Consider the following 21,888-nt stretch of genomic DNA (forward strand, 5'->3'; position numbering starts at 1 on the left):
GGATGGCGGCGTGAACGCCTTATCCAGCCTACAGGTAGCAGGTGATGCTCTTGCTGACTACACGTCCAACAGCAGACGGGTCGGATCTTCCAGCAACTCTTTGATGGTGACCAGGAAGCCCACGGATTCGCGACCATCGATCAGGCGATGATCGTAAGAGAGCGCCAGGTACATCATCGGCAGGATTTCCACCTTGCCATCCACCGCCATCGGCCTGTCTTTAATAGCATGCATTCCCAGAATCGCGCTCTGCGGCGGGTTGATGATCGGGGTAGACATCAGCGAACCGAATACGCCGCCGTTGGTAATGGTAAAGTTACCACCGGTCAGGTCTTCTACGGTCAGCTTGCCGTCGCGGCCTTTGACAGCCAGTTCTTTAATTTTTTTCTCGATGTCAGCCATGCCCAGCGTATCCACGTCACGCAGGACCGGCGTGACCAGGCCGCGCGGCGTAGACACCGCCATGCTCACATCAAAGTAGTTGTGATACACCACGTCATCGCCGTCGATAGAGGCGTTCACTTCCGGATAACGCTTCAGCGCTTCCACTACCGCTTTCACGTAGAAGGACATAAAGCCCAGGCGGATACCATGACGTTTTTCAAACACTTCGCCATACTGCTTACGCAAATCCATAATCGGCTTCATGTTGACTTCATTGAAGGTCGTCAGCATGGCGGTGGAATTTTTCGCTTCCAGTAGACGCTCGGCCACGCGCTTGCGCAGGCGGGTCATTGGCACGCGTTTTTCGCCGCGCGCGCCCAGAGCGGGTTGTGCTGCAGGTTCAACAGCGGGTGCTTTAGACTCGCCTTTCGCCAGATGTTTTTCCACATCTTCACGGGTCAGACGCCCACCCACACCAGTGCCTTTAATGGCGCTGGCTTCCAGATTGTGTTCAGCCAGCAGGCGACGGATCGCCGGGCTGAGCGCATCGTTGTTTTGTTCTTCCAGCGACGCCTGCTGGCGCTGTGCCGGCGTAGACGCTTTCTCTTCAGATTTCGCGCTGGTCTCTTTACCCGCGCTGTTTCCTTCACGCAGGCGACCCAGGATCTGGCGAGAGGTGACAGTCGTCCCCTCCTCTTCCAGAACCGCATCCAGAATGCCGTCCGCTGATGCCGGTACTTCCAGTACCACTTTGTCAGTTTCGATTTCTACCAGCACTTCGTCACGAACAACCGCATCGCCCGGTTTTTTATGCCAGGTGGCGACGGTCGCGTCCGCTACGGACTCAGGCAGGTCGGGAACAAGAATATCTACGCTACTCATTATTTATCCTTTATTTAATCGATGTTCAGCGCGTCATTAACCAGATCTTGTTGCTGTTTCTGGTGAACGGACATATACCCTACCGCCGGAGAGGCGGAGGCCGGGCGACCTGCATAACGCAGAGCGGCCCCAAACGGAATCACTTCACGGAAATGATGCTGACTGCAGTACCATGCGCCCTGGTTGAGCGGCTCTTCCTGGCACCAGACAAAATCATGGACGTGAGCGTATGGTTGCAGCGCTTCCTGCACCGCTTTATGCGGGAACGGATAGAGCTGTTCGATGCGCACGATAGCGACATCTTTCTGGTCGTTTTTGCGACGTTGTTCCAGCAGGTCGTAATAAACCTTACCAGAACACATTACCACGCGTTTTACGGCTTTAGGGTCCAGCTCGTCAATTTCGCCAATGGCCGGCTGGAAGGAACCGTTCGCCAGTTCATCAAGCGTGGAAACCGCCAGCGGGTGACGCAGCAGCGATTTCGGCGACATCACCACCAGCGGACGACGCATCCCGCGCAGCGCCTGACGGCGCAGCATATGGTAGACCTGCGCCGGGGTGGACGGCACGCAAACCTGCATATTCTGCTCGGCGCAAAGTTGCAGATAACGTTCCAGACGCGCGGAGGAGTGCTCCGGGCCCTGCCCTTCATAGCCGTGCGGCAACAGCATCACCAGACCGCACATCCGGCCCCATTTCTGCTCGCCGGAGGAGATGAACTGGTCAATCACTACCTGCGCGCCGTTGGCAAAATCGCCAAACTGCGCTTCCCAGATAGTCAGGGTACGTGGTTCCGCCGTGGCATAACCGTATTCAAAAGCCAGTACCGCTTCTTCAGACAGCACGGAGTCCCAGACTTTAAACTGTCCCTGACCGCTGTGAATATGCTGCAACGGCGTATACGTTGAGCCGTTCGTCTGGTTGTGGATCACCGCATGACGATGGAAGAAGGTGCCGCGACCGGAGTCTTCCCCGGACAGGCGCACCGGAATGCCTTCATCGACCAGCGTGGCGTAAGCCAGATTTTCCGCGCCGCCCCAGTCAAACAATTTCTCGCCTGCCGCCATTGCCTGACGGTCGCCATAAATTTTCGCCACGCGAGACTGCATTTCAATGGCTTCCGGCACGGTGCTGATACGTTTTGCCAGCTCCTGCAGACGCTTCATCTCAACTTTGTTCGGGTAGCTTTCGTCCCATTCGTGGTTTAGATACGGCGACCAGGTGAACGAGTGCATATTCATCGGACGCCACTCTTTCACCACGCATTCGCCTGCATCCAGCGCATCGCGATAGAGGTTGACCATTTCGGTGGCATCTTCCAGCGTTGCGACCTTATCAGCTTCCAGTTTGTCGGCGTAGATTTTACGCGGCGTCGGATGCTTTTTGATTTTCTGGTACATCAGCGGCTGGGTTGCGCTTGGCTCGTCGGCTTCGTTGTGGCCGTGACGGCGGTAGCACACCAGATCGATGAACACATCGCGTTTAAAGGTGTTACGGAAGTCCAGCGCCAGACGGGTCACAAAAGCGACGGCTTCCGGATCGTCCGCATTGACGTGGAAAATCGGCGCCTGGACCATTTTACCGATATCGGTGCAGTAAGGCGTTGAACGCGCATCCAGTGGGTTAGAGGTGGTGAAGCCCACCTGGTTGTTGATAACGATACGTACCGTACCGCCCACTTCGTAACCGCGCGCTTTCGACATGTTCAGAGTTTCCTGAACCACGCCCTGGCCGGTCACCGCGGCGTCGCCGTGAATAGTGATCGGCAACACTTTGTTGCTGCTCGGTTCGTCCAGTCTGTCCAGACGGGCGCGCACGGAGCCCATCACCACCGGGCTCACAATTTCCAAATGCGATGGGTTAAACGCCAGCGCCAGGTGAACCAGACCGCCTTCGGTTTCGATATCTGACGAGAAGCCCATGTGATACTTCACGTCGCCGGTACCCAGATGTTCTTTATGCTTACCGGCAAATTCGTCGAACAGATCCTGCGGTTTTTTACCCAGTACGTTGATCAGCACGTTCAGGCGACCGCGGTGCGCCATCCCCAGCACCACTTCGCGAGTGCCGCTGTTACCCGCATGGCGAACCATCTCTTTCAGCATGGGTATCAGCGCATCTCCCCCCTCAAGCGAGAAACGTTTCGCACCCGGGAATTTGGCGCCCAGATAACGTTCCAGCCCTTCAGCGGCGGTCAGTTCGTTCAGGAAACGTTTTTTCTCGTCAGCGCTAAAAGCCGCACGACCGGATTCGATGCGCTGTTGGATCCAGCGTTTCTCTTCGGTGCTGGTGATGTGCATATACTCAGCGCCAATCGGGCCGCAGTAGGTCTGTTTGAGCGCGTCGAGCAGCTCGCCCAGCTTCATCGTCTCTTTGCCGCTGGCAAAGGAGCCGACATTAAAGGTTTCCTGGAAATCGGCCTCGGTCAAATCATGGAAAGAAGGGTCCAGATCCGCCACACGTTCTTGCTTCCACAGTCCCAGCGGATCGAGGTTTGCATGCTGATGGCCACGGAAACGATAAGCGTTGATAAGCTGCAGGACTTTAACCTGCTTCACATTGGTGTCAGGGTCGGAAATCGTAGAAGAGTGACGTGAGCCAGCCAACGCCTGCCGCCGGAAATATTCACGTGTTTTTGAATGGAGTTGATCCGGTTTGACTCCGGTACCAGGTAACTGCTGGAACGTCAAACGCCAGTTAGCGTCTACCGAGTCAGGATCGGTTAAGAAGTCTTCATAGAGCTGTTCTATCCAGCTCTGATTCGAACCAGAGAGGTAAGAAGAGTCCAACCAGGCTTTCAAAGCGCTGTTCTGCATCGTGATCCCTTAAGCATCTTTTCTGCTTATTTAATACTCTAAATAGGTCACGTTTCAGGAAGGCGGCAAGCTTGCGAATCCCTGGGAGCTTACATCCAGTAAGTGACCGGGGTGAGCAAGTGCAGCCAACGCACATGCAACGTGAACTATGACGAGTATTTCGCCGTGGATACTAACCACGCATACGCTGTATGCGTGCCGGGGTTCACTTGTTGCGGACTGTCGTGTCATCTGCGTCCGCTAAGGAACCTTTAAAAACTGTCTAATAATCTTCGCTGTTCAGGCTACGACTGCGTTGCGGCCTTCGCTCACTCCGGTCACATAGTTAACTATGCTCCCGAAGATTCGTTCAGACCGCGCCTTGTCTCGCTCTGAACATCTCGATTATTACTAATCATATGGCAGTTTTTAGAGGTTTCCTGCACTTCTATTGCCTGATGGCGCTGCGCTTATCAGGCCTACGGGGTTGCGCCTGTAGGCCGGATAAGACGGTACGTCGCCATCCGGCAACCACTACAACTACTTATGCGCTACGCTGCAACAGCATCGACTTAATATGGCCGATAGCGCGCGTCGGGTTTAGTCCCTTAGGACATACACTGACGCAGTTCATAATGCTGTGACAGCGGAATACGCTGAATGCATCGCTCATCCCTTCCAGACGACTGTCGGTCTCGGTATCACGACTATCGATCAGGAATCGATACGCCGCGAGCAGCCCCGCCGGACCGATAAACTTATCCGGGTTCCACCAGAATGACGGGCAGGATGTTGAGCAACAGGCGCAAAGAATACATTCATACAGCCCATCGAGTTTTTCACGCTGCTCCGGCATCTGCAGATGCTCACGAGCCGGTGGATTTTGCCCATTATTCAATAAGTAAGGCTTAATCTTCTCATATTGTGCGTAGAATTGCCCCATGTCTACCACCAAATCGCGGATCACCGGCAAACCGGGCAGCGGGCGAATCACAATCTTCTTACCCGGCTGAGTCAGCGCCGAAATAGGGGTAATACAGGCCAGACCATTCTTACCGTTCATATTCAAACCATCAGAACCGCACACACCTTCGCGGCAGGAACGGCGGAAAGAAAGGCTGGGATCTTTTTCTTTAAGCTGGATTAACGCATCCAGCAGCATCATGTCGCGCCCTTCTTCGCCTTCCAGGGTGTAATCCTGCATACGCGGAGCGTTATCGACATCCGGGTTATAACGATAAATCGAAAATTCGAGTTTCATCATCCTGTCTCCGCAATTAATAAGTACGAATCTTCGGCGGGAACGCCGGACGCAGTTTCGGCTCCATATTGACGCTTCGGCGCGTCATGGATTCCGTTTGCGGCTGATACAGGGTATGACACAACCAGTTGGCATCATCACGCTCCGGGAAATCGAAGCGGCTATGCGCGCCGCGGCTTTCCGTTCGGAAGTTGGCTGATACGGCAGTGGCGTAGGCGGTTTCCATCAGGTTATCCAGCTCCAGACACTCAACACGCTGGGTATTAAACTCGCTGGACGTGTCATCCAGACGGGCGTTTTTCAGACGCTCGCGGATCACTTTCAACTGCTCAAGCCCTTTCGCCATCGCGTCGCCTTCACGGAATACGGAGAAGTTATGCTGCATACACTCCTGCAACGCTTTGCGGATAGCCACCGGATCTTCGCCATTGCGGTTATTGTTCCAGCGATTCAGGCGCTCCAGAGAACCTTCAACGTCAGACTCGCTGGCGTCGCGCAGCACGCCCTGCTCGGCGATGGATTCCTGTAAATGCAGCCCCGCCGCGCGGCCAAAGACCACCAGATCCAGCAGTGAGTTACCGCCCAGACGGTTGGCGCCGTGAACCGATACACAGGCGATTTCGCCTACCGCAAACAGCCCCGGAATGACCACGTCTTCGCCCTGCTCGTTCACGGTCAGCGCCTGACCGGTCACTTTAGTCGGAATACCGCCCATCATGTAGTGGCAGGTCGGGATAACCGGAATCGGCTCTTTCACCGGGTCAACGTGGGCGAAAGTACGGGACAGCTCCAGGATACCCGGCAGGCGAGATTCCAGCACCTCTTTACCCAGGTGATCCAGTTTCAGTTTAGCGTGCGGCCCCCACGGACCATCACAGCCGCGGCCTTCACGGATTTCGATCATGATGGAACGCGCCACCACGTCACGACCCGCCAGGTCTTTGGCGTTCGGCGCATAACGCTCCATAAAGCGCTCGCCGTGTTTGTTCAGCAGGTAACCGCCTTCGCCGCGGCAGCCTTCTGTCACCAGCACGCCCGCCCCGGCGATGCCGGTCGGGTGGAACTGCCACATTTCCATGTCCTGCACCGGGACACCGGCACGCAGCGCCATACCGACACCGTCACCGGTGTTGATGTGAGCGTTGGTGGTGGACTGGTAGATACGGCCTGCGCCGCCGGTCGCCAGCACCGTCGCGCGGGCTTTGAAGTACACCACTTCACCGGTTTCGATGCACAGTGCGGTACACCCCACCACCGCGCCATCCTGGTTTTTCACCAGATCCAGCGCATACCATTCGGAGAAAATCGTGGTGTGGTTTTTCAAATTCTGTTGATACAGCGTGTGTAGCAAGGCGTGACCGGTACGGTCAGCCGCCGCCGCGGTACGTGCCGCCTGCTCGCCGCCAAAGTTTTTCGACTGGCCGCCGAACGGGCGCTGATAGATACGTCCATCATCAAGACGGGAGAACGGTAGCCCCATGTGCTCCAGTTCCAGAATCGCTTCCGGTCCGGTCTTACACATATATTCGATGGCATCCTGGTCACCAATGTAGTCCGACCCTTTTACGGTGTCGTACATGTGCCATTCCCAGTTATCTTCATGGGTATTGCCGAGCGCCACGGTGATACCGCCCTGCGCGGAAACGGTATGGGAACGGGTCGGGAAGACTTTCGAGAGCAGCGCACAGGTTTGGCCGCTCTGGGAAATTTGCAGCGCCGCGCGCATACCTGCGCCACCGGCACCAATCACAACAGCATCAAATTCTCTGACTGGCAGTTTCATTACACACCCCACACCACAACAAATCCATAGATGACGTAAACCACCAGCGCAACAACAATAACGAGTTGCAGTATCAGACGCACTGCCAGTGGTTTAACGTAGTCGGTTAACACCTGCCACATGCCGATCCAGGCATGAATCAAGATGGAAAAAAGCGCCAGCAGGGTGAAGACTTTGGTGAAGGCCGATGAGAAGAAACCGGTCCAGGCTTCAAAGGTCAGTTCGCCGCTCGTGGCGAAAAAACCCACCATGTAGATGATGTATAACGTCAGAACGATAGCGGTAGCACGGACCAGGATGAAGTCATGTACGCCATTGCGTCCTAATGCGGAGGCGTTGCTTACCATACGAGGACTCCTGCGAGAAGTGAAAGCACGACAGTGATAACAAAAGAGATTTTGGCAGAGCGTTGACCCGCTTCGAATGTTTCTTCCAGATAGCCAAAATCCATTAACATGTGACGAATTCCCACGATGACGTGATACGCCAGCGCGGTAAGGATGCCCCACATGATAAATTTAACGATGAAGCCGTCCATGATATCGGCGGCCTGCTGGAATCCTTCCGGAGAAGAGAGGCTGGTGCCCAGTAGCCACAGTAGTATGCCGACGGCGATGAAAGTAATCACACCGGATACGCGATGGAGAATGGACGCTATCGCTGTGATGGGGAACCGAATAGTTTGTAGATCCAGATTGACAGGTCTTTGTTTTTTCACATTTCTTATCATGAATAACGCCCACATGCTGTTCTTATTATTCCCTTAAGACTTCGGTTACAGAGGTGAATCTACCTGTAGCCAGAAAGACGACGGGATTTCCTTCCTCCGGTCTGCGTGCGGGTCAGACAGCGTCCTTTCTATAACTGCGCGTCATGTAAAACACTGCTTCCAGTAGCTAAAACGACACGTTACAACGCTGGGTGGCTCGGGATTGCAGGGTATTCCGGAGACCTGGCGGCAGTATAGGACGTTCACAAAATCATTACAATTAACCTACATATAGTTTGTCGGGTTTTATCCTGAACAGTGACACAGGTCACGATAACAACATTTTTTTAATTTTCAATCATCTGATTTGACAAACATTAAACAAAATTGTTACAAACGACACCAGAAAAAGCATATAATGCGTAAAAGTTATGGGGTCACTCTTTCACCTGTTAATAAGTTATGCAACAGTACAATGATATTGACCCATTCTTTCAGGACAGTTATTAGTGATAGACAGGTTACATTACTCGGATTGCTACGTTCCTGATTTGCTGCTAATTCGAAATTAATCAAGCCGTTACCTGCAAGCGCCCATTGCTCTGTACCCAGGTCATCCCCTCTTTCACAGAGCGGCGAGCCAAATAACAAACTGGTAACGGTTGATTGATGCATACACAGAATCTTCCCTGCACTAACGACAAGGAAGATGACGTGGAGAAGGCAAGTCTGAGTTCCGGCAGTCTTAAGCAATAAGGCGCTAAGGAGACCGTAAATGGCTGATACAAAGGCAAAAATCACCCTTACTGGTGACACTGCTATTGAACTGGATGTGCTAAAAGGTACACTCGGTCAAGATGTTATTGATATTCGTAGTCTCGGTTCAAAAGGAGTTTTTACTTTTGACCCTGGTTTCACCTCTACCGCATCCTGCGAATCTAAAATCACCTTCATCGACGGCGACGAAGGCATTTTGTTGCATCGCGGTTTCCCGATTGACCAGCTTGCTACCGATTCCAACTATCTGGAAGTCTGTTACATCCTGCTGTACGGCGAAAAACCGACGCAGGAAGAGTATGACGAGTTCAGAACGACAGTCACCCGCCATACGATGATCCATGAGCAAATCACTCGCCTGTTCCATGCTTTCCGTCGCGACTCACATCCGATGGCGGTAATGTGCGGGATCACTGGCGCGCTGGCAGCGTTCTACCACGACTCGCTGGATGTGAACAATCCGCGCCACCGTGAAATCGCGGCGTTCCGCCTGCTGTCCAAAATGCCGACCATGGCGGCGATGTGTTACAAATATTCAATCGGTCAGCCGTTTGTTTATCCGCGCAACGACCTTTCCTACGCCGGTAACTTCCTGAACATGATGTTCTCCACGCCGTGTGAAACCTATGAAGTGAATCCGGTACTAGAGCGCGCGATGGACCGTATTCTGATCCTGCACGCTGACCATGAGCAGAACGCCTCAACGTCAACGGTACGTACCGCAGGTTCAAGCGGCGCCAACCCATTCGCCTGCATTGCCGCCGGGATCGCCTCCCTGTGGGGACCCGCGCACGGCGGCGCCAACGAAGCCGCGCTGAAAATGCTGGAAGAAATCAGCTCTGTTAAACACATTCCGGAATTTGTTCGCCGTGCGAAAGACAAGAATGATTCTTTCCGCCTGATGGGCTTCGGTCACCGTGTTTACAAAAACTACGATCCGCGCGCCACCGTGATGCGTGAAACCTGCCACGAAGTGCTGAAAGAGCTGGGCACCAAAGACGATCTGCTGGAAGTGGCGATGGAGCTTGAGCACATTGCGCTCAACGACCCGTACTTCATCGAGAAGAAACTGTACCCGAACGTAGACTTCTACTCCGGCATCATTCTGAAAGCGATGGGCATTCCATCTTCGATGTTCACCGTGATCTTCGCCATGGCGCGTACCGTTGGCTGGATTGCACACTGGAATGAAATGCACACTGACGGCATGAAAATCGCCCGTCCTCGTCAGCTGTATACCGGCTACGATAAACGCGATTTTAAATCGGCGCTGAAGCGTTAATTGACAACCGGATGGCGAGGCAACCCTCGCCATCCGGTACATTTTCCCTTTTTTCTTATCCTCATTATTTTATTCTTACCCCGTTACTCTCTATGATTAATTAAGGTTTCGCTAAATATCATTCAGGGAGCATGGAATGCCGATTCTGCAGTGGTTTTTGTTGTTCCTGTTATCGCTGCTCATTTCCCTTATTTTTCTCTATCTGCACCTTCCGGCGGCAATGCTGCTCGGTCCAATGATTGCGGGTATCGTGTTGAGTTTGCGAGGTAGTACGCTACAACTTCCGCGCGGTATTTTTCTCGCCGCGCAGGCAATTCTCGGCTGTATGATCGCCCAAAATCTAACCGGTTCGATATTGACCACCCTCGCCCTCTACTGGCCGGTCGTGCTTTTAGTGTTGCTGGTGACGCTGCTTTCCAGCGCGGTAGTCGGCTGGCTGCTGGTACGTTACAGCTCGCTGCCCGGCAACACCGGCGCATGGGGGTCTTCGCCGGGCGGCGCGGCGGCAATGGTAGCGATGGCGCAAGATTACGGGGCGGATATCCGCCTGGTGGCGTTTATGCAGTATCTACGGGTACTGTTTGTGGCTGGCGCGGCGGTGCTGGTGACACGCCTGATACTCGGCGACAGCGCGGCAGCGGTCAGCCAACAGGTGATCTGGTTTCCGCCGCTTAGCGGTAATGTATTGACGACGCTGTTATTAGCGATCGTGGCGGGCATTGCCGGTCGCCTGATGCGTATCCCTTCCGGCACGATGCTGCTCCCCATGTTGGCAGGCGCGCTTCTCCATTCGCAAGGCATCATTGAGATTGAATTACCCGAATGGCTGCTGGCCGTGGCGTATATGGCGATAGGCTGGCGTATTGGGCTGGGTTTTGACAGACAGGTGTTTTTTATGGCGCTGCGGCCATTGCCGCAAATCTTATTGTCAATTTTCGCGCTGATGGCGATTTGCGCCGCGATGGCGTGGGGAATGGCTTACTACATGCAGATTGATTTTATGACGGCTTATCTTGCCACCAGTCCCGGTGGTCTGGATACGGTTGCCGCGATCGCGGCAGGAAGCAGTGCCGATATGGCGCTCATCATGGCAATGCAAACCCTACGGCTGTTCAGCATTCTGTTAACTGGGCCAGCAGTGGCCCGTTTTATATCAACCTATGCGCCCAAACAACCTTTGTAGGGCTGATAAGCGTCGCGCCATCAGGCAATAGCCGCTCGCCGATGACGGTTCCGGCTATTTCTGGCAATGCGGGCACCAGTAAAACGGGCGTGAGGACAGTGTTGTCTTTTCAATAATGCCGCCGCACCGCTCGCACACTTCGCCGTCACGGTGGAAAACCTTAAAGCGAAACAGTGCGCCATGATGCTTGTTCTCATCCGCCTGACCGCGAGTAGTGTAGGAAAGGCGCGGAATATCCAACAGCGCGTGAGAAAGCGCATTCAGTTGCGCCTCGTTGAGATCTTTCGCTTTATGCTGTCCGGTTAACCCTACCTGCCAGAGGATTTCAACGCGCAGATAATTCCCCAATCCCGCCAGAAAGGCCTGATCCAGCAACAGTCCGGAAAATTGTCGGTTGCGAAAACGCGGCGACAGCAATCGAGCTTTAACCTCTTCCGGAGTAAGACGCGCGTCCAACACATCCGGACCGACTCGCTGTAAAAAAGGGTGCGTCGTGAGCTGCTCTGCTGTCAGCATTTCGATATCAGACGCGCTATAAAGCAGAATAGTTTTATCCGCCGTTTGTAGCCTGACGCGCAATATACGCGTGGTCTGCGGTATTTCACCAGTATCGATCACCCGCCATACGCCATAGAGTTGGTTGTGGCTGTAGAGCGTCAGGCCATTTGAAAAGTGGGTCAATAACGCTTTTCCCCGCGTCTCTATCCGGGTAACAAGTTGACCGGTAAGCTGCGATTCATACGGTTTTAACTGTGCAAAGGCAAACCAGACATCGGTTAAGGGTTTGCCTTTGATTGCCGCCTCCAGATTATCCGCCGCACGACGAATTTCCGGGCCTTCAGGCATGATAATATCCTTTGTTAACAGTTGATTAATGGACTACACCGCCTCTGACTATCTGGAATGCACATCGAACACCATAATGAACATCCACAGCGGATGGACAAACAGGCGGTGGTATTCAGTGATAATAACATTATCGCAGCACGAGACCACTTCCCCGTCAGGGTTAACATGATCGCGCCAGGGCATAATCGACTCAGCCCTTGTCGGGCGAGCGCCCAATAATGATTGTCTGCCTACCGGAATTAAATGACGCTTAGTTATATTTTGCCCAAAATTTTTTTCTGTTGATCCTTTTAAAGCCTTCTTTCCAATAACTGGCATTCAACTCTTTGATATAATTTTCTCCGGGAAAAAGTTTATCCTTTAAAGGCAGTTTCTTGGCTAGCACGATTCTTTCTGCGTTAGATCCCGCGGACTCTGAATGTGTGAGGGAAGATAAGGCGTCCAGTTGAACGCTTGAGGGTCTGGCTATCAATTCAAAAAAAGGTTCTGACAATACAACACTACTAAGTGCTGCATAATTTCCTTTTTGTATGAGCGGTTTGACGTACTCAAAAAAAGAAATAATCCCTGATTGCAATCTTGCTGCTTTTTTTAAATACTCAATTTCAGAACCACTGCTATCTTCACGTACAGGAATTATTCCATTATCCGTTTTTTTATAGCCAATTGTTGACCCAGTATTGTCAGCCATAGCGAACTCCATTATTTCCACCCCTCCTGATAAGAAAAGATCACACTTATCGTTGGGATGGCCATAGTTGGTTAGCCAACCAAACATCTTATTATAAATAGATCGGTTATCATTGGCGCCAGCAAAAGTTGCCAAATAAAACCCATGTATTTGTTTTTCTGCCCATTGCGCACCTAAAGAACGAGCAAATACTGATTGAATATTACCCATCCATCCTACATCGATAAGTGCTATATTTTTATAACCTTCACAGGCCGTTTTAAAGTAATCAGCGTAAACTTCCCTGTGCTGAGTATTTTTTAATAAAATATATGGAAATAATTTATTTATAAGCCAGTGAACCTTATGTTCCTCTCCTGAAACAGGAATATACTCCTCGTCAGGAAAACCAACATGATGTATATCTGAAATATGCTCACTCGCATCTAACCCCGCGATAGCAAGTATCTTTTTAATACTTTTCTTATTCTTACCACCAAAAAGATGCCAAATCCTGTGCATCGGCCAATCAGTCATCCCCACCATATAAGCTGATGCGCGGGATATATATAAATATTCACATTTTACATGTTCTTCTGAAAAGTATTCATTATAAATTTTATAGATTAAGTGAGCATCGCGTGCTAAAAAAAGCGCTTTATCAATTTTATGAATCTTTAACTGATTCGCTAACCAGGATACATAACCTAATAATAACGGACCAAATACTTTAAATCCTATCTCGTTTAAAGGATCATTTTGATGGAAAGCAGAAACTTGTTTAAGTAATAAAGCCTTACAAATAGATTCACCAATAATATCTTTAGCTTTCCAATGATTAGATACCCCATGATTATACTCTGACCAATCAGCATGGAGAGTATTTATACCGAGTTTTTTAGCGTTCAGAATATCTGCATGAACATTGTCGCCAACATGCATCCACGATGCAATATCTACATTTTCATTTTTCTTGACTATTGAAAACAACTTGCCACTATTTTTAGAGTGCCGCTCTTCACCAGATGAATAAACTGGAATGTTACTGATATCATAGCCACATGATGTTAACAACTCCTTTAATATTGCTGATGGAAGGTACATATCACTAATTAAAATAACTTTGCAACCATCACTAATAGCCTTTTCAAACAAACAGCTTCCACGCGAATTTTTATATAAAACAATCTTCTCCATTTGTATTTCCAGATCGATTATCTTTTCTACTGTCGCTGGTGAAAGCTGCGGATGCTTTTTTAAAATTTCATCGTATATTTCAGATATGAGTACTTCCGGCTCGCCGCCAAAACGCCTGACCCTATTCTCTCTGGCACTTACTTCCGCCTGAACTCTTATCTCTGGAAAATTATCAATAATATCAATCTCGCACGCTGATATAAAAAAGTTCTCAGTTGCTAAAGTTGATTGCATCAATGAAAACAAATCTCTGGGACGGTAAACCCTCCGGCTAACCAATGTATCAAAGATATCAAAGCTTACGGTCTTGTATTTTTTAAAGTTCATATCCATATTTTATTTAATCTTATTTTCAATATAAGAGATTTTATGAAAAAGACTATTGTTAGCAATATTTGAAAGTAACACATTGAGCAATGATGAGTCATCAATACTTCTCATCATTTTATTTTCTGCAATTTTGCATTCTATATCAAATAACTCATTGTTAATTACGGTATAATTGCCAAATTCAAAGTCATCATTTTCTCTGAAATGATAAAATGCCAGTGCTTCAGGTAAGATCCAAACATCATTTTCTGCAAGGTAATGAATAAAAAAAGGCCAGAAAAATGCAGGAGAGGATAATTTATGACTTTCAATCATATCGATAACAGAATTTTTATCGAATAAACACGAGGAAAGTGGAATAGAATTCCTGTAATAAATAACATCAAAACTAACAGGGCCAGCATTTAAATAGTGGTTCCATGGTTGCGTTGAATTTATAATTATTCTATTATTTTCCGCAATCTCAGCAACTTTATTTGTATGGCATGCTATTGCATTTACAGATGAATACGTTGACTGTATATTCGCCAAAACACTGAGTAGCCTTGACACATATTCAGGGGCCCAGGAATCGTCATCATCCATAAAGCATAAATAATTAGATTCAGACATCTTAATAGCATTAAAGATACAGTTTTCGTCGTAGATAACACTATATATATTTGACAGTTCTTTCAGATAAAAATCATCCACATTGTGACATTTCAATTCTTCCTCCATGCAGAAAATGATGATATTTATTTTTTTGAACGTCTGGTCATTAATGGATTGCAAGGCCCGCATTAATAGACGAGTACGCCCAGGTTTATGTCGGACAATAACTAAAAGACTCTTTTCCATATTCTGATTTCGCGTTTTACGGTATATATAAAAATTAACACCCTATGAATGAATGCTGACATTGGGTAAGGATTATAATATTTTATTAGACTGACACCAGATAAGGTGTAGCAACAGAACCATACCTAAGATTATCATAGTCATATAATTAAAAAATCGGTATAATTCTCATCAACACCACTTACATCATGTTTAATATTTATCTTCAGATTTTTTATTGAATTTTTTATACCAAAAGAGCTTTGAGGTAAGATAGGGCAAACTATTTTTCATCTCTTTTTTTGCAGATTTAAACCGATAAAAATTTTTGACTGCCGTAAACAAACCATTAATAATAACTTTAAAAAACTCCATTTTTGAGTGGGTAAGTTTTAATAATTTGCCATTTTCTATATTTAAATGATAGATAGTAATTCTCCGGAATGAAAACTTAGTAGGGTGATAATGACGATAATCAACCACGATTGGTTTTTTAATTAAAAAGAAAGCTGGAATTAAGTGTCCATTAAGGGTTATGCATCTAAAAAATTTGTAGATGGCTTTTTCTTTACCAGAACATGGGTAATCAACACAACCATTAACAATATCAATACCTTCTACATTGAATTTTTCATTATGAGTTATTGCATTAATTCTTTTTCTTATCTCCAGAAGATCTACATTATCTTCCCAAAACTCCCGTCCAGAAAGACAATCGTTATATGACATAATCATTGCTCTGGCAAGTTCATAGCGGCATGAAAAACTCGCAAGAAAGACTTCCCGCACAAAGAAAACACTTAACAGTAGTGCAGCAAACTTTCTTTTACTAATTAATGCAGGTACAGCAACAGTCCTGAAGTTCAAATAGCTATTTAGAACCGATATTTTTCTTTCAAAATCCATTTGCCACGAAGCCACACCATTAAGTGTGACAATATTATGTTTTTTATGCATATATCCAAATAGCAGGTCATCACCACGAACAAAGAAAGGAAATGAGTAATATTCAATAGCGTTAATATTAAAGGCAAAAAACCACCATCCACCGTAGCCTATTTTTCTTTCATTATCAAAAGTATCTAAAGAATCTATTTCCCGAGCATCCAGATAATGTTTATCCGGGTAATGTAAAAAATCTCTATGCCATATGGCACCAGATTCATGTATGATTGCCGGGTTATCTTCAAAAAGCATACAGCCAGTAACAACTGTATTTTTGTCTTTAGCCATCAGTAAAAAAGCATGAGTTCGACAAATCGATTCAATTTCACATGAGCCGTCGTCATCCATAAATATGACATGTTTGACATCGTTGATTTTCCCTGCCTCTATCAAACCTCTCATAAACCCGCCTGACCCACCGAGGTTTTCATTATTGATAACTATAATGCCGTTTCCTGACGGGTGATTAATCGCCTCGCCATTATTAACGACAATCAATTTAAAACGATCTTTAAATTCGCTCTGGGTTAAGAGTGTTTTATTAATTCTATTGATTGTTTTAGTAACAGCTTCTTTTCTATTATAAGTTGTTATAACTAAAGCCATAGATGATTTACTAACATGATCTTTAGTCAGAAATTCAAATCCATTTAAAACAGAGTCTTCGTCTGATTGCCACTCCACATAGATATATCCAAAATTTATTTTTGATATATCAATCTCAATCTCATCACTAATATTACATGACGATTTAAAATCAATTTGCTTTAATACTCTAATGACACCATTCTCTTTATGCCTTACAGTTATAGTTCCGCGACCAATTATATTAACCCGCAAAAAAAGTGATGTTAAGGTTGTATATTTTTTCCATTTCTTAATTGAGAATGCATTAAAAAAAGTATCAAAATATGCAACCTTATGACGCGGAACAAGTAAGTTACGTGAGGTATAGTTATACTTCCCGCCCTGAGTTCTGAAATAAAGCTGCTCTTCCGTGCATAGATCAATGTTTGGTAAAATTACTTTTTGAAGTAAAAAATACATAACGAACCTATAAATTTATATTATCTGGGGTAACGCTATTATAAAATAGTAAATTTCTCACCGCGTAGTGATATAAATACTGCAATAAGAATATTAAAATCCGCCTTTGCTAACTATCTCACCGTGCTCAAGCCTGATGAACTTATTACATACAGATTTAGCCAGTTCATCATCGTGAGTGGCCATTACCATAATGCCCGCTTTAGAGATAAAGCTATTTAATCTCATCTCTGCTTTTCTTTTAAAATCACTATCACCCACGCTCATCCATTCATCCATCAGTAAAATTTCAGGATTAATTGCAGTAGAAATAGAAAAACCAAGCCTCAGAACCATACCACTAGAATACGTTCTAACGGGGATTTTAATAAAATCACCTAACTCGCTGAACTCGATGACATCTTCTGTAATATTTTTTATTTCATTTTTTGACAGACCGAGAAATAGTCCCCTCAGTTTTATATTTTCCAGGCCGGTAAGCTCACCATCCATTCCCATCATGGGATCAATGAGGCTGGTGACTCGACCAATACATTCATACTTCCCTGAAGTTGGTTTATAGGCCCCTGCAAGTACTCTCAGAAGAGTTGTTTTGCCCGAACCATTGTGTCCGATAAGCGCAAGACGGTTACCTTCGGTAAGCGTAAAATCAATTTTTTTTAATGCCTCTACTTCAATAATCCCGGTATTCGATGAGCCAATTCGTCCACCTGAAGCAGCCTGTAGAAAAGTTTTTTTAAATGAACGGTGGCTGGAGTTAAATATAGGGAGTATTACGCCAACGTTTTTGCAAGAGATTTTCATTAATTATAACCAGTATACGATTCTTGAGCGATATTTAGTCAACACTAAGGTTGAGACCATCAACATAATAATAGAGGTTATTATTGTGTAAAACCATATAGTTACATCTGGTACAGTTCCCATTAATGGTTTCCTGAGCATCTCCATAAAGTAATAAAAAATATTATAATCAACAAATTCCTTTCTTCCCTTTGGTAATTGTTCCGATGTCCAAATGATGGGAGTTATAAAAAAACACAACGTTACCACACTTTGAACAACCGGTCCCATATCACGATATCTTGTGCAAAAAATGGCGAGAATCATACCTGTAGAAATTAATGAGATGGATGTTATTACAATTGCAGGTATAAAAAGGAGAATATCAAGATTTACCGATGTATTGGTAAAAAAAATCACGAAAGGTATAATGATAAAATTATGCAACATAATCATAAACTGCCGATAGAAAACACGTAATATATATAAATATAGCGGAAGGTCAGATTGTTTAATAATTGATGCGGACTCATTAAATATTCCGCATGACTCATTAATAGTTGCTGATAGAAAGGCCCAAAAGATCATACCTAAAGTAAGATGCATGATAAAATTTTCGGAACCAGAACTGAACAGCGAACCGTAAAGAGGTCCCATCGCTGATATGGTGACCCCCATCGAAATCGTTATCCAAAAAGGCCCTAACACCGATCGCCGGTATCGTCCCAGGACATCATTCCAACCTAGCGAAATCCAAAGTTGGTGCCTGGCCAGAGCTTCTTTCAAATCATTCATTGTTTCCGTGTCACCTTTACCTGAAGAACTTATTCTTTAACGATATGAAAATATAACTTATTTATTTTCTATAATATTTACATACTATTTATCTAAACACTGACCTACTTCATAAGCACTTTATGGTGTTAGCAACCAATAGTGTCTTTATAAATTTGCAATGTCTTATTAATGACTAATATGCTGGAAAACAATTCCTTTACACGTTTTCTTCCATTCGCCCCCATCTCTAAGCGAATCTGTGGATTTTTTAACAAATACTCTAATTCTACCGCTAACTCCTGAGCTGAATTACTTTTCACGATCAACCCATTATAGTTATGAATAATTAAGCTATCACATCCGCCGGTATCATAAGCAATACATGCACGTCCTACAGATGATGCCTCTAATAAAAGCCGTGGTACTCCTTCCGGATAAATAGATGGTAATGCAACGATATTCGATTTCTGAATAAGCTCATATACATTCGAAGAGCGTCCCAGCCAGTTAATTAGTCCTTCATTATGCCAGTGATGAATGAGCTCCAAAGGGATAGCATCTTTATCGTCCTCGGCCAATATACCTGCAACATTTAAAACAAAATGAATATTTTTTTGTCTGAGGATCTTTTTTGCTTCAATGAGATCGCCAAGACCTTTACTCCATAACATTCGGCTTGCAAAAAGGACTATCGGTATCTCATGTTTTTTCTCTATAGAGAATTTATAAATATCCGGGTTAATTCCAGCACCTTCGATAACGATAGTTTTATGATAATCAATACCTACTAAACGCGATATTTTTCGTCGATCTTTATCATGTTCAAAAATAAAAACACCACGCTTATTACCGGCAATATATTTGTAAACCAAAACGGTTAACGCACGCAATATTCTCATTGGCACGGTATTATATAAAAAGATTCGACCAAGTCCGACAAAGCTGATAACAACTGGACTATTACTTCTCCTGGCGCTAACCCCACCAATCAGGCAAGGTTTGAGCGTAATACAATGCAATAAGTCAGGATTAATCTCTTTAATAATTTTCCGAGCGTTAAGGAATGCTCTAAAAAAAACAAACATATTAAATGACTGAGCAACAAGAGACACATTGTGACAAATAAAACCAAGCGTTTTGAATTTTTTTATAATCTCTTCACCAATAAAATGACTTATGATATGAATTTCATAACCCGCATCCCTTGCCGCTATCGCACGTTCTGTCCAATGTAAATCAAAGTACCAGTCTGAATTTACAAAATAACATAACCTTTTCATCTCTTCGTCCTGCTAATGATATTTCCCACTAATACCTTTAAGTCCATGAAGTATTCCCTGCCAGATAAAATATAGATAACGAAATTTCTTACGCTGCCATGGTAATATGGCGAGATATTTAGAGAGGCGTAACACTATAGAAAGAACACTGAATATCCTGGGAACGGGTAAAAGTTTTCTCAGCAGCAACAAATTTCTACAAAGATAATATACTTTCCATTCGGGGCAGATACACTTTCCATGAATAGAGATATCATGAATAAATTTAATTTCTGGGGAGTAACGAATTTTCTGCCCGGACAATACTAGCTTATAACCAAAGAAAAAATCATCATAATAAAGGAAAAGTTCATCATGGATATCGTTAAGATGGTTATTCAATACCTTTCGATCAATAATCATACCAACGAATGACACAGTTTGAACATCAGTAACCTGAGTTCTTACTGGAGAAAACCTCTCTGGGCGTATCACATAATAAATAGTCTCAAACACCGTAGATGGAACCCTGATGAAAGGCAAATTCATCCGACAAGACCGTCCATAGGTGTCCTGAACTCGCGACGCAAATATACGGTATCTTGAGGTATCTAATAACGAGAAATGCTTTAAAATATTAATTTCCGGGTAAGCATCATCATCATAGAAAAATACCCAATCGGCATTACTATATGAGCATATATATTGACTACCTACTTTAAATCCGCCAGCACCACCAAGATTATCTTTAAGATTAAGTATCGTGATGCCAGGTTCACTTAATGAAGAAAGCCATTCCCTGGTACCGTCGCTTGAGCCATTATTAACGATAACAATAGAGGAAAAACCCGCCTTAACAGTCTCTCGCACACTTTTTTTTAATTTTTCAAGACGGTTAAAAGTTACGATTAGCGCTGTACACTTCATCAAACGGTAACTGTAAAAGCTGGCATTTCTTTTTGTTCATATAGCGACGTTAAGTATACATCCGCCGTCTGTAATGCTTCAGCTATCGTGATGTCCATATCGAGATAACGATAAGTGCCAAGACGACCAATGAAAGTAATATTTTTTTCTTTTTTAGCCCGCGACAGATATTTATTCAGTAAATCCATTTTATCTGCCCTGCGAACAGGATAGTAGGGTATATCACCAGCTTCACATTCCCGACTATATTCTTGATAACATATTGAAGCTTCATGTCTCTCCCACGGAGAAAAATATTTATGCTCAGTAATCCGAGTATAAGGAGTATCTATTGAACAATAATTCATTACTGCGCATCCTTGATAATCACTCTGGCAAATTATTTTTTTAAAGTCTAATGTACGATATTCCAGTCGGCCATATTGACAGGAGTAAAAGGCATCCAGCGCGCCACTAAAAAAAACATGATCATAATCTGTCCGCATTTCTTGAGTGAAGGAGCGACATAGTTCAACAGCGATATTTTCGTGTTCGACAATGGACTTGACCATTTGTGTATAACCAAATTTTGGTATTCCCTGAAACTTATGATTGAAATAGTTATCATCATAATTAAAGCGAACAGGGATACGTTTCAATACAGAAGCGGGTAACGCGGAAGGATGAAGCCCCCATTGTTTAATGGTATAACCTTTAAAAAAGGCTTCATATAACTCTTCACCAATGAAACGCAAGGCCTGTTGCTCAAAATTTTGTGGTTCCAGAATGGTGCTATCACATTTTTGAAGCAGTAATTTCCTGGCATCATCAGGTGAGCAGGCGACACCAAAAAATTGATTGATGGTATGAAGATTGATAGGTAAAGAAAATACCTGACCATTTACTGTGGCCTTAACTTTATTGATATAAGGCATCATCTCAGCGTATTTATTTACATAATTCCATACAGTTTCATTATCAGTATGAAAAATATGAGGACCATAAACGTGCACCATAATACCCGTGTGCTCATCTCGGGCATCATAAGCGTTACCACCGATATGCGAACGTTGATCAATAATATTGACTACATGTCCCTGCTCGGCTAACTGGCGTGCTATTACTGCGCCTGAAAGGCCCGCACCTACAATTAGTATCTTTTTACGTTGCATTATTTTTGTCACTCTGTTCGCAGACACAGATAATATTAGATAGTTTATCCAGAACCATTTTCATTTATATCAGAAGGG

At 45.6% G+C, this 21,888-nt stretch carries 19 protein-coding genes; 2 read left to right on the top strand and 17 right to left on the bottom strand.

The genetic code is table 11. The features are described 5' to 3' along the window. Window positions 1-57: 57 nt before the first annotated feature. From odhB to ACLJRS_RS11090, 7 genes are all read right to left on the bottom strand, one after another. Window positions 58-1,266, bottom strand: coding sequence for a 2-oxoglutarate dehydrogenase complex dihydrolipoyllysine-residue succinyltransferase (gene odhB, locus ACLJRS_RS11060; RefSeq protein WP_000099858.1), 1,209 nt, complete (start codon window positions 1,264-1,266; stop codon window positions 58-60). 14 nt (window positions 1,267-1,280) lie between these two features. Then, window positions 1,281-4,082, bottom strand: a complete 2,802-nt coding sequence (gene sucA, locus ACLJRS_RS11065) for a 2-oxoglutarate dehydrogenase E1 component (protein ID WP_001181503.1) — start codon at window positions 4,080-4,082, stop codon at window positions 1,281-1,283. 523 nt (window positions 4,083-4,605) lie between these two features. Continuing rightward, window positions 4,606-5,322, bottom strand: a complete 717-nt coding sequence (gene sdhB / locus ACLJRS_RS11070) for a succinate dehydrogenase iron-sulfur subunit SdhB (RefSeq protein ID WP_001537859.1) — start codon at window positions 5,320-5,322, stop codon at window positions 4,606-4,608. A gap of 16 nt (window positions 5,323-5,338) precedes the next feature. Then, the gene (gene sdhA / locus ACLJRS_RS11075) at window positions 5,339-7,105 is read right to left on the bottom strand and encodes a succinate dehydrogenase flavoprotein subunit (RefSeq protein WP_000775561.1); all 1,767 of its coding nucleotides are present in this window, start codon (window positions 7,103-7,105) and stop codon (window positions 5,339-5,341) included. Further along, window positions 7,105-7,452, bottom strand: a complete 348-nt coding sequence (gene sdhD / locus ACLJRS_RS11080) for a succinate dehydrogenase membrane anchor subunit (RefSeq protein ID WP_000254356.1) — start codon at window positions 7,450-7,452, stop codon at window positions 7,105-7,107. Before sdhD ends, sdhA begins: the two co-directional genes overlap by 1 nt. Continuing rightward, window positions 7,446-7,850, bottom strand: a complete 405-nt coding sequence (gene sdhC / locus ACLJRS_RS11085) for a succinate dehydrogenase cytochrome b556 subunit (protein WP_000263340.1) — start codon at window positions 7,848-7,850, stop codon at window positions 7,446-7,448. Before sdhC ends, sdhD begins: the two co-directional genes overlap by 7 nt. Window positions 7,851-8,243: 393 nt before the next feature. Beyond that, window positions 8,244-8,489: a hypothetical protein gene (locus ACLJRS_RS11090; RefSeq protein ID WP_001539488.1), complete on the bottom strand. Its 246-nt coding sequence runs from the start codon at window positions 8,487-8,489 to the stop codon at window positions 8,244-8,246. A 100-nt stretch (window positions 8,490-8,589) separates the two neighbouring features. Between ACLJRS_RS11090 and ACLJRS_RS11095 the strand changes: the two genes are divergently transcribed. Together ACLJRS_RS11095 and ACLJRS_RS11100 are read left to right on the top strand one after the other, a co-directional pair. Continuing rightward, window positions 8,590-9,873, top strand: a complete 1,284-nt coding sequence (locus ACLJRS_RS11095) for a citrate synthase (RefSeq protein WP_000785811.1) — start codon at window positions 8,590-8,592, stop codon at window positions 9,871-9,873. Between the two features lie 136 nt (window positions 9,874-10,009). After that, window positions 10,010-11,056, top strand: a complete 1,047-nt coding sequence (locus ACLJRS_RS11100; RefSeq protein WP_001122057.1) for an AbrB family transcriptional regulator — start codon at window positions 10,010-10,012, stop codon at window positions 11,054-11,056. Window positions 11,057-11,110: 54 nt separating this feature from the next. Here ACLJRS_RS11100 and nei read toward each other — a convergent pair whose 3' ends face one another. From nei to glf, 10 genes are all read right to left on the bottom strand, one after another. Next, entirely contained in the window at window positions 11,111-11,902 is a 792-nt protein-coding gene (nei, locus tag ACLJRS_RS11105) for an endonuclease VIII (RefSeq protein WP_001113968.1), read from the bottom strand. Window positions 11,903-11,950: 48 nt separating this feature from the next. Next, window positions 11,951-12,088: a hypothetical protein gene (locus ACLJRS_RS11110; RefSeq protein ID WP_001145916.1), complete on the bottom strand. Its 138-nt coding sequence runs from the start codon at window positions 12,086-12,088 to the stop codon at window positions 11,951-11,953. A 67-nt stretch (window positions 12,089-12,155) separates the two neighbouring features. Then, window positions 12,156-14,051, bottom strand: coding sequence for an HAD family hydrolase (locus tag ACLJRS_RS11115; protein WP_077906289.1), 1,896 nt, complete (start codon window positions 14,049-14,051; stop codon window positions 12,156-12,158). A gap of 57 nt (window positions 14,052-14,108) precedes the next feature. Then, a complete protein-coding gene (locus ACLJRS_RS11120) occupies window positions 14,109-14,942 on the bottom strand; it encodes a glycosyltransferase family A protein (protein ID WP_001670433.1) in 834 nt (277 codons plus the stop codon). A gap of 192 nt (window positions 14,943-15,134) precedes the next feature. Next, window positions 15,135-16,913 carry a glycosyltransferase gene (locus ACLJRS_RS11125; protein WP_000273737.1) on the bottom strand — a complete coding sequence of 593 codons (1,779 nt, stop codon included), beginning with the start codon at window positions 16,911-16,913 and terminating at the stop codon, window positions 15,135-15,137. 93 nt (window positions 16,914-17,006) lie between these two features. After that, window positions 17,007-17,717: an ABC transporter ATP-binding protein gene (locus tag ACLJRS_RS11130; RefSeq protein ID WP_000702849.1), complete on the bottom strand. Its 711-nt coding sequence runs from the start codon at window positions 17,715-17,717 to the stop codon at window positions 17,007-17,009. Window positions 17,718-17,720: 3 nt separating this feature from the next. Continuing rightward, window positions 17,721-18,491 (bottom strand): ABC transporter permease, encoded by a 771-nt coding sequence (locus ACLJRS_RS11135; protein WP_000998823.1) that lies wholly within the window; start codon window positions 18,489-18,491, stop codon window positions 17,721-17,723. A 128-nt stretch (window positions 18,492-18,619) separates the two neighbouring features. Beyond that, the gene (locus ACLJRS_RS11140) at window positions 18,620-19,753 is read right to left on the bottom strand and encodes a glycosyltransferase family 4 protein (RefSeq protein WP_000824901.1); all 1,134 of its coding nucleotides are present in this window, start codon (window positions 19,751-19,753) and stop codon (window positions 18,620-18,622) included. 12 nt (window positions 19,754-19,765) lie between these two features. Next, window positions 19,766-20,662, bottom strand: a complete 897-nt coding sequence (locus ACLJRS_RS11145; protein ID WP_000973918.1) for a glycosyltransferase — start codon at window positions 20,660-20,662, stop codon at window positions 19,766-19,768. Beyond that, window positions 20,659-21,810: a UDP-galactopyranose mutase gene (glf, locus tag ACLJRS_RS11150; RefSeq protein WP_001521816.1), complete on the bottom strand. Its 1,152-nt coding sequence runs from the start codon at window positions 21,808-21,810 to the stop codon at window positions 20,659-20,661. The genes ACLJRS_RS11145 and glf overlap by 4 nt, the downstream gene beginning before the upstream one ends. Window positions 21,811-21,888 lie beyond the last annotated feature (78 nt).

It is taken from the genome of Salmonella sp. SAL00670 (assembly GCF_046552235.1).
Classification (GTDB): domain Bacteria; phylum Pseudomonadota; class Gammaproteobacteria; order Enterobacterales; family Enterobacteriaceae; genus Salmonella; species Salmonella enterica.

What these genes read in the sequence shown, in the direction of transcription:
- odhB (WP_000099858.1), bottom strand. Translation starts at nt 1,266, where the DNA reads ATGAGTAGCGTAGATATTCTTGTTCCCGACCTGCCTGAGTCCGTAGCG.
- sdhD (WP_000254356.1), bottom strand. Translation starts at nt 7,452, where the DNA reads ATGGTAAGCAACGCCTCCGCATTAGGACGCAATGGCGTACATGACTTC.
- sdhB (WP_001537859.1), bottom strand. Translation starts at nt 5,322, where the DNA reads ATGAAACTCGAATTTTCGATTTATCGTTATAACCCGGATGTCGATAAC.
- ACLJRS_RS11125 (WP_000273737.1), bottom strand. Translation starts at nt 16,913, where the DNA reads ATGTATTTTTTACTTCAAAAAGTAATTTTACCAAACATTGATCTATGC.
- ACLJRS_RS11130 (WP_000702849.1), bottom strand. Translation starts at nt 17,717, where the DNA reads ATGAAAATCTCTTGCAAAAACGTTGGCGTAATACTCCCTATATTTAAC.
- ACLJRS_RS11140 (WP_000824901.1), bottom strand. Translation starts at nt 19,753, where the DNA reads ATGAAAAGGTTATGTTATTTTGTAAATTCAGACTGGTACTTTGATTTA.
- sucA (WP_001181503.1), bottom strand. Translation starts at nt 4,082, where the DNA reads ATGCAGAACAGCGCTTTGAAAGCCTGGTTGGACTCTTCTTACCTCTCT.
- sdhC (WP_000263340.1), bottom strand. Translation starts at nt 7,850, where the DNA reads ATGTGGGCGTTATTCATGATAAGAAATGTGAAAAAACAAAGACCTGTC.
- ACLJRS_RS11095 (WP_000785811.1), top strand. Translation starts at nt 8,590, where the DNA reads ATGGCTGATACAAAGGCAAAAATCACCCTTACTGGTGACACTGCTATT.
- ACLJRS_RS11120 (WP_001670433.1), bottom strand. Translation starts at nt 14,942, where the DNA reads ATGGAAAAGAGTCTTTTAGTTATTGTCCGACATAAACCTGGGCGTACT.
- ACLJRS_RS11110 (WP_001145916.1), bottom strand. Translation starts at nt 12,088, where the DNA reads ATGCCCTGGCGCGATCATGTTAACCCTGACGGGGAAGTGGTCTCGTGC.
- ACLJRS_RS11100 (WP_001122057.1), top strand. Translation starts at nt 10,010, where the DNA reads ATGCCGATTCTGCAGTGGTTTTTGTTGTTCCTGTTATCGCTGCTCATT.
- nei (WP_001113968.1), bottom strand. Translation starts at nt 11,902, where the DNA reads ATGCCTGAAGGCCCGGAAATTCGTCGTGCGGCGGATAATCTGGAGGCG.
- ACLJRS_RS11090 (WP_001539488.1), bottom strand. Translation starts at nt 8,489, where the DNA reads ATGCATCAATCAACCGTTACCAGTTTGTTATTTGGCTCGCCGCTCTGT.
- ACLJRS_RS11135 (WP_000998823.1), bottom strand. Translation starts at nt 18,491, where the DNA reads ATGAATGATTTGAAAGAAGCTCTGGCCAGGCACCAACTTTGGATTTCG.
- glf (WP_001521816.1), bottom strand. Translation starts at nt 21,810, where the DNA reads ATGCAACGTAAAAAGATACTAATTGTAGGTGCGGGCCTTTCAGGCGCA.
- sdhA (WP_000775561.1), bottom strand. Translation starts at nt 7,105, where the DNA reads ATGAAACTGCCAGTCAGAGAATTTGATGCTGTTGTGATTGGTGCCGGT.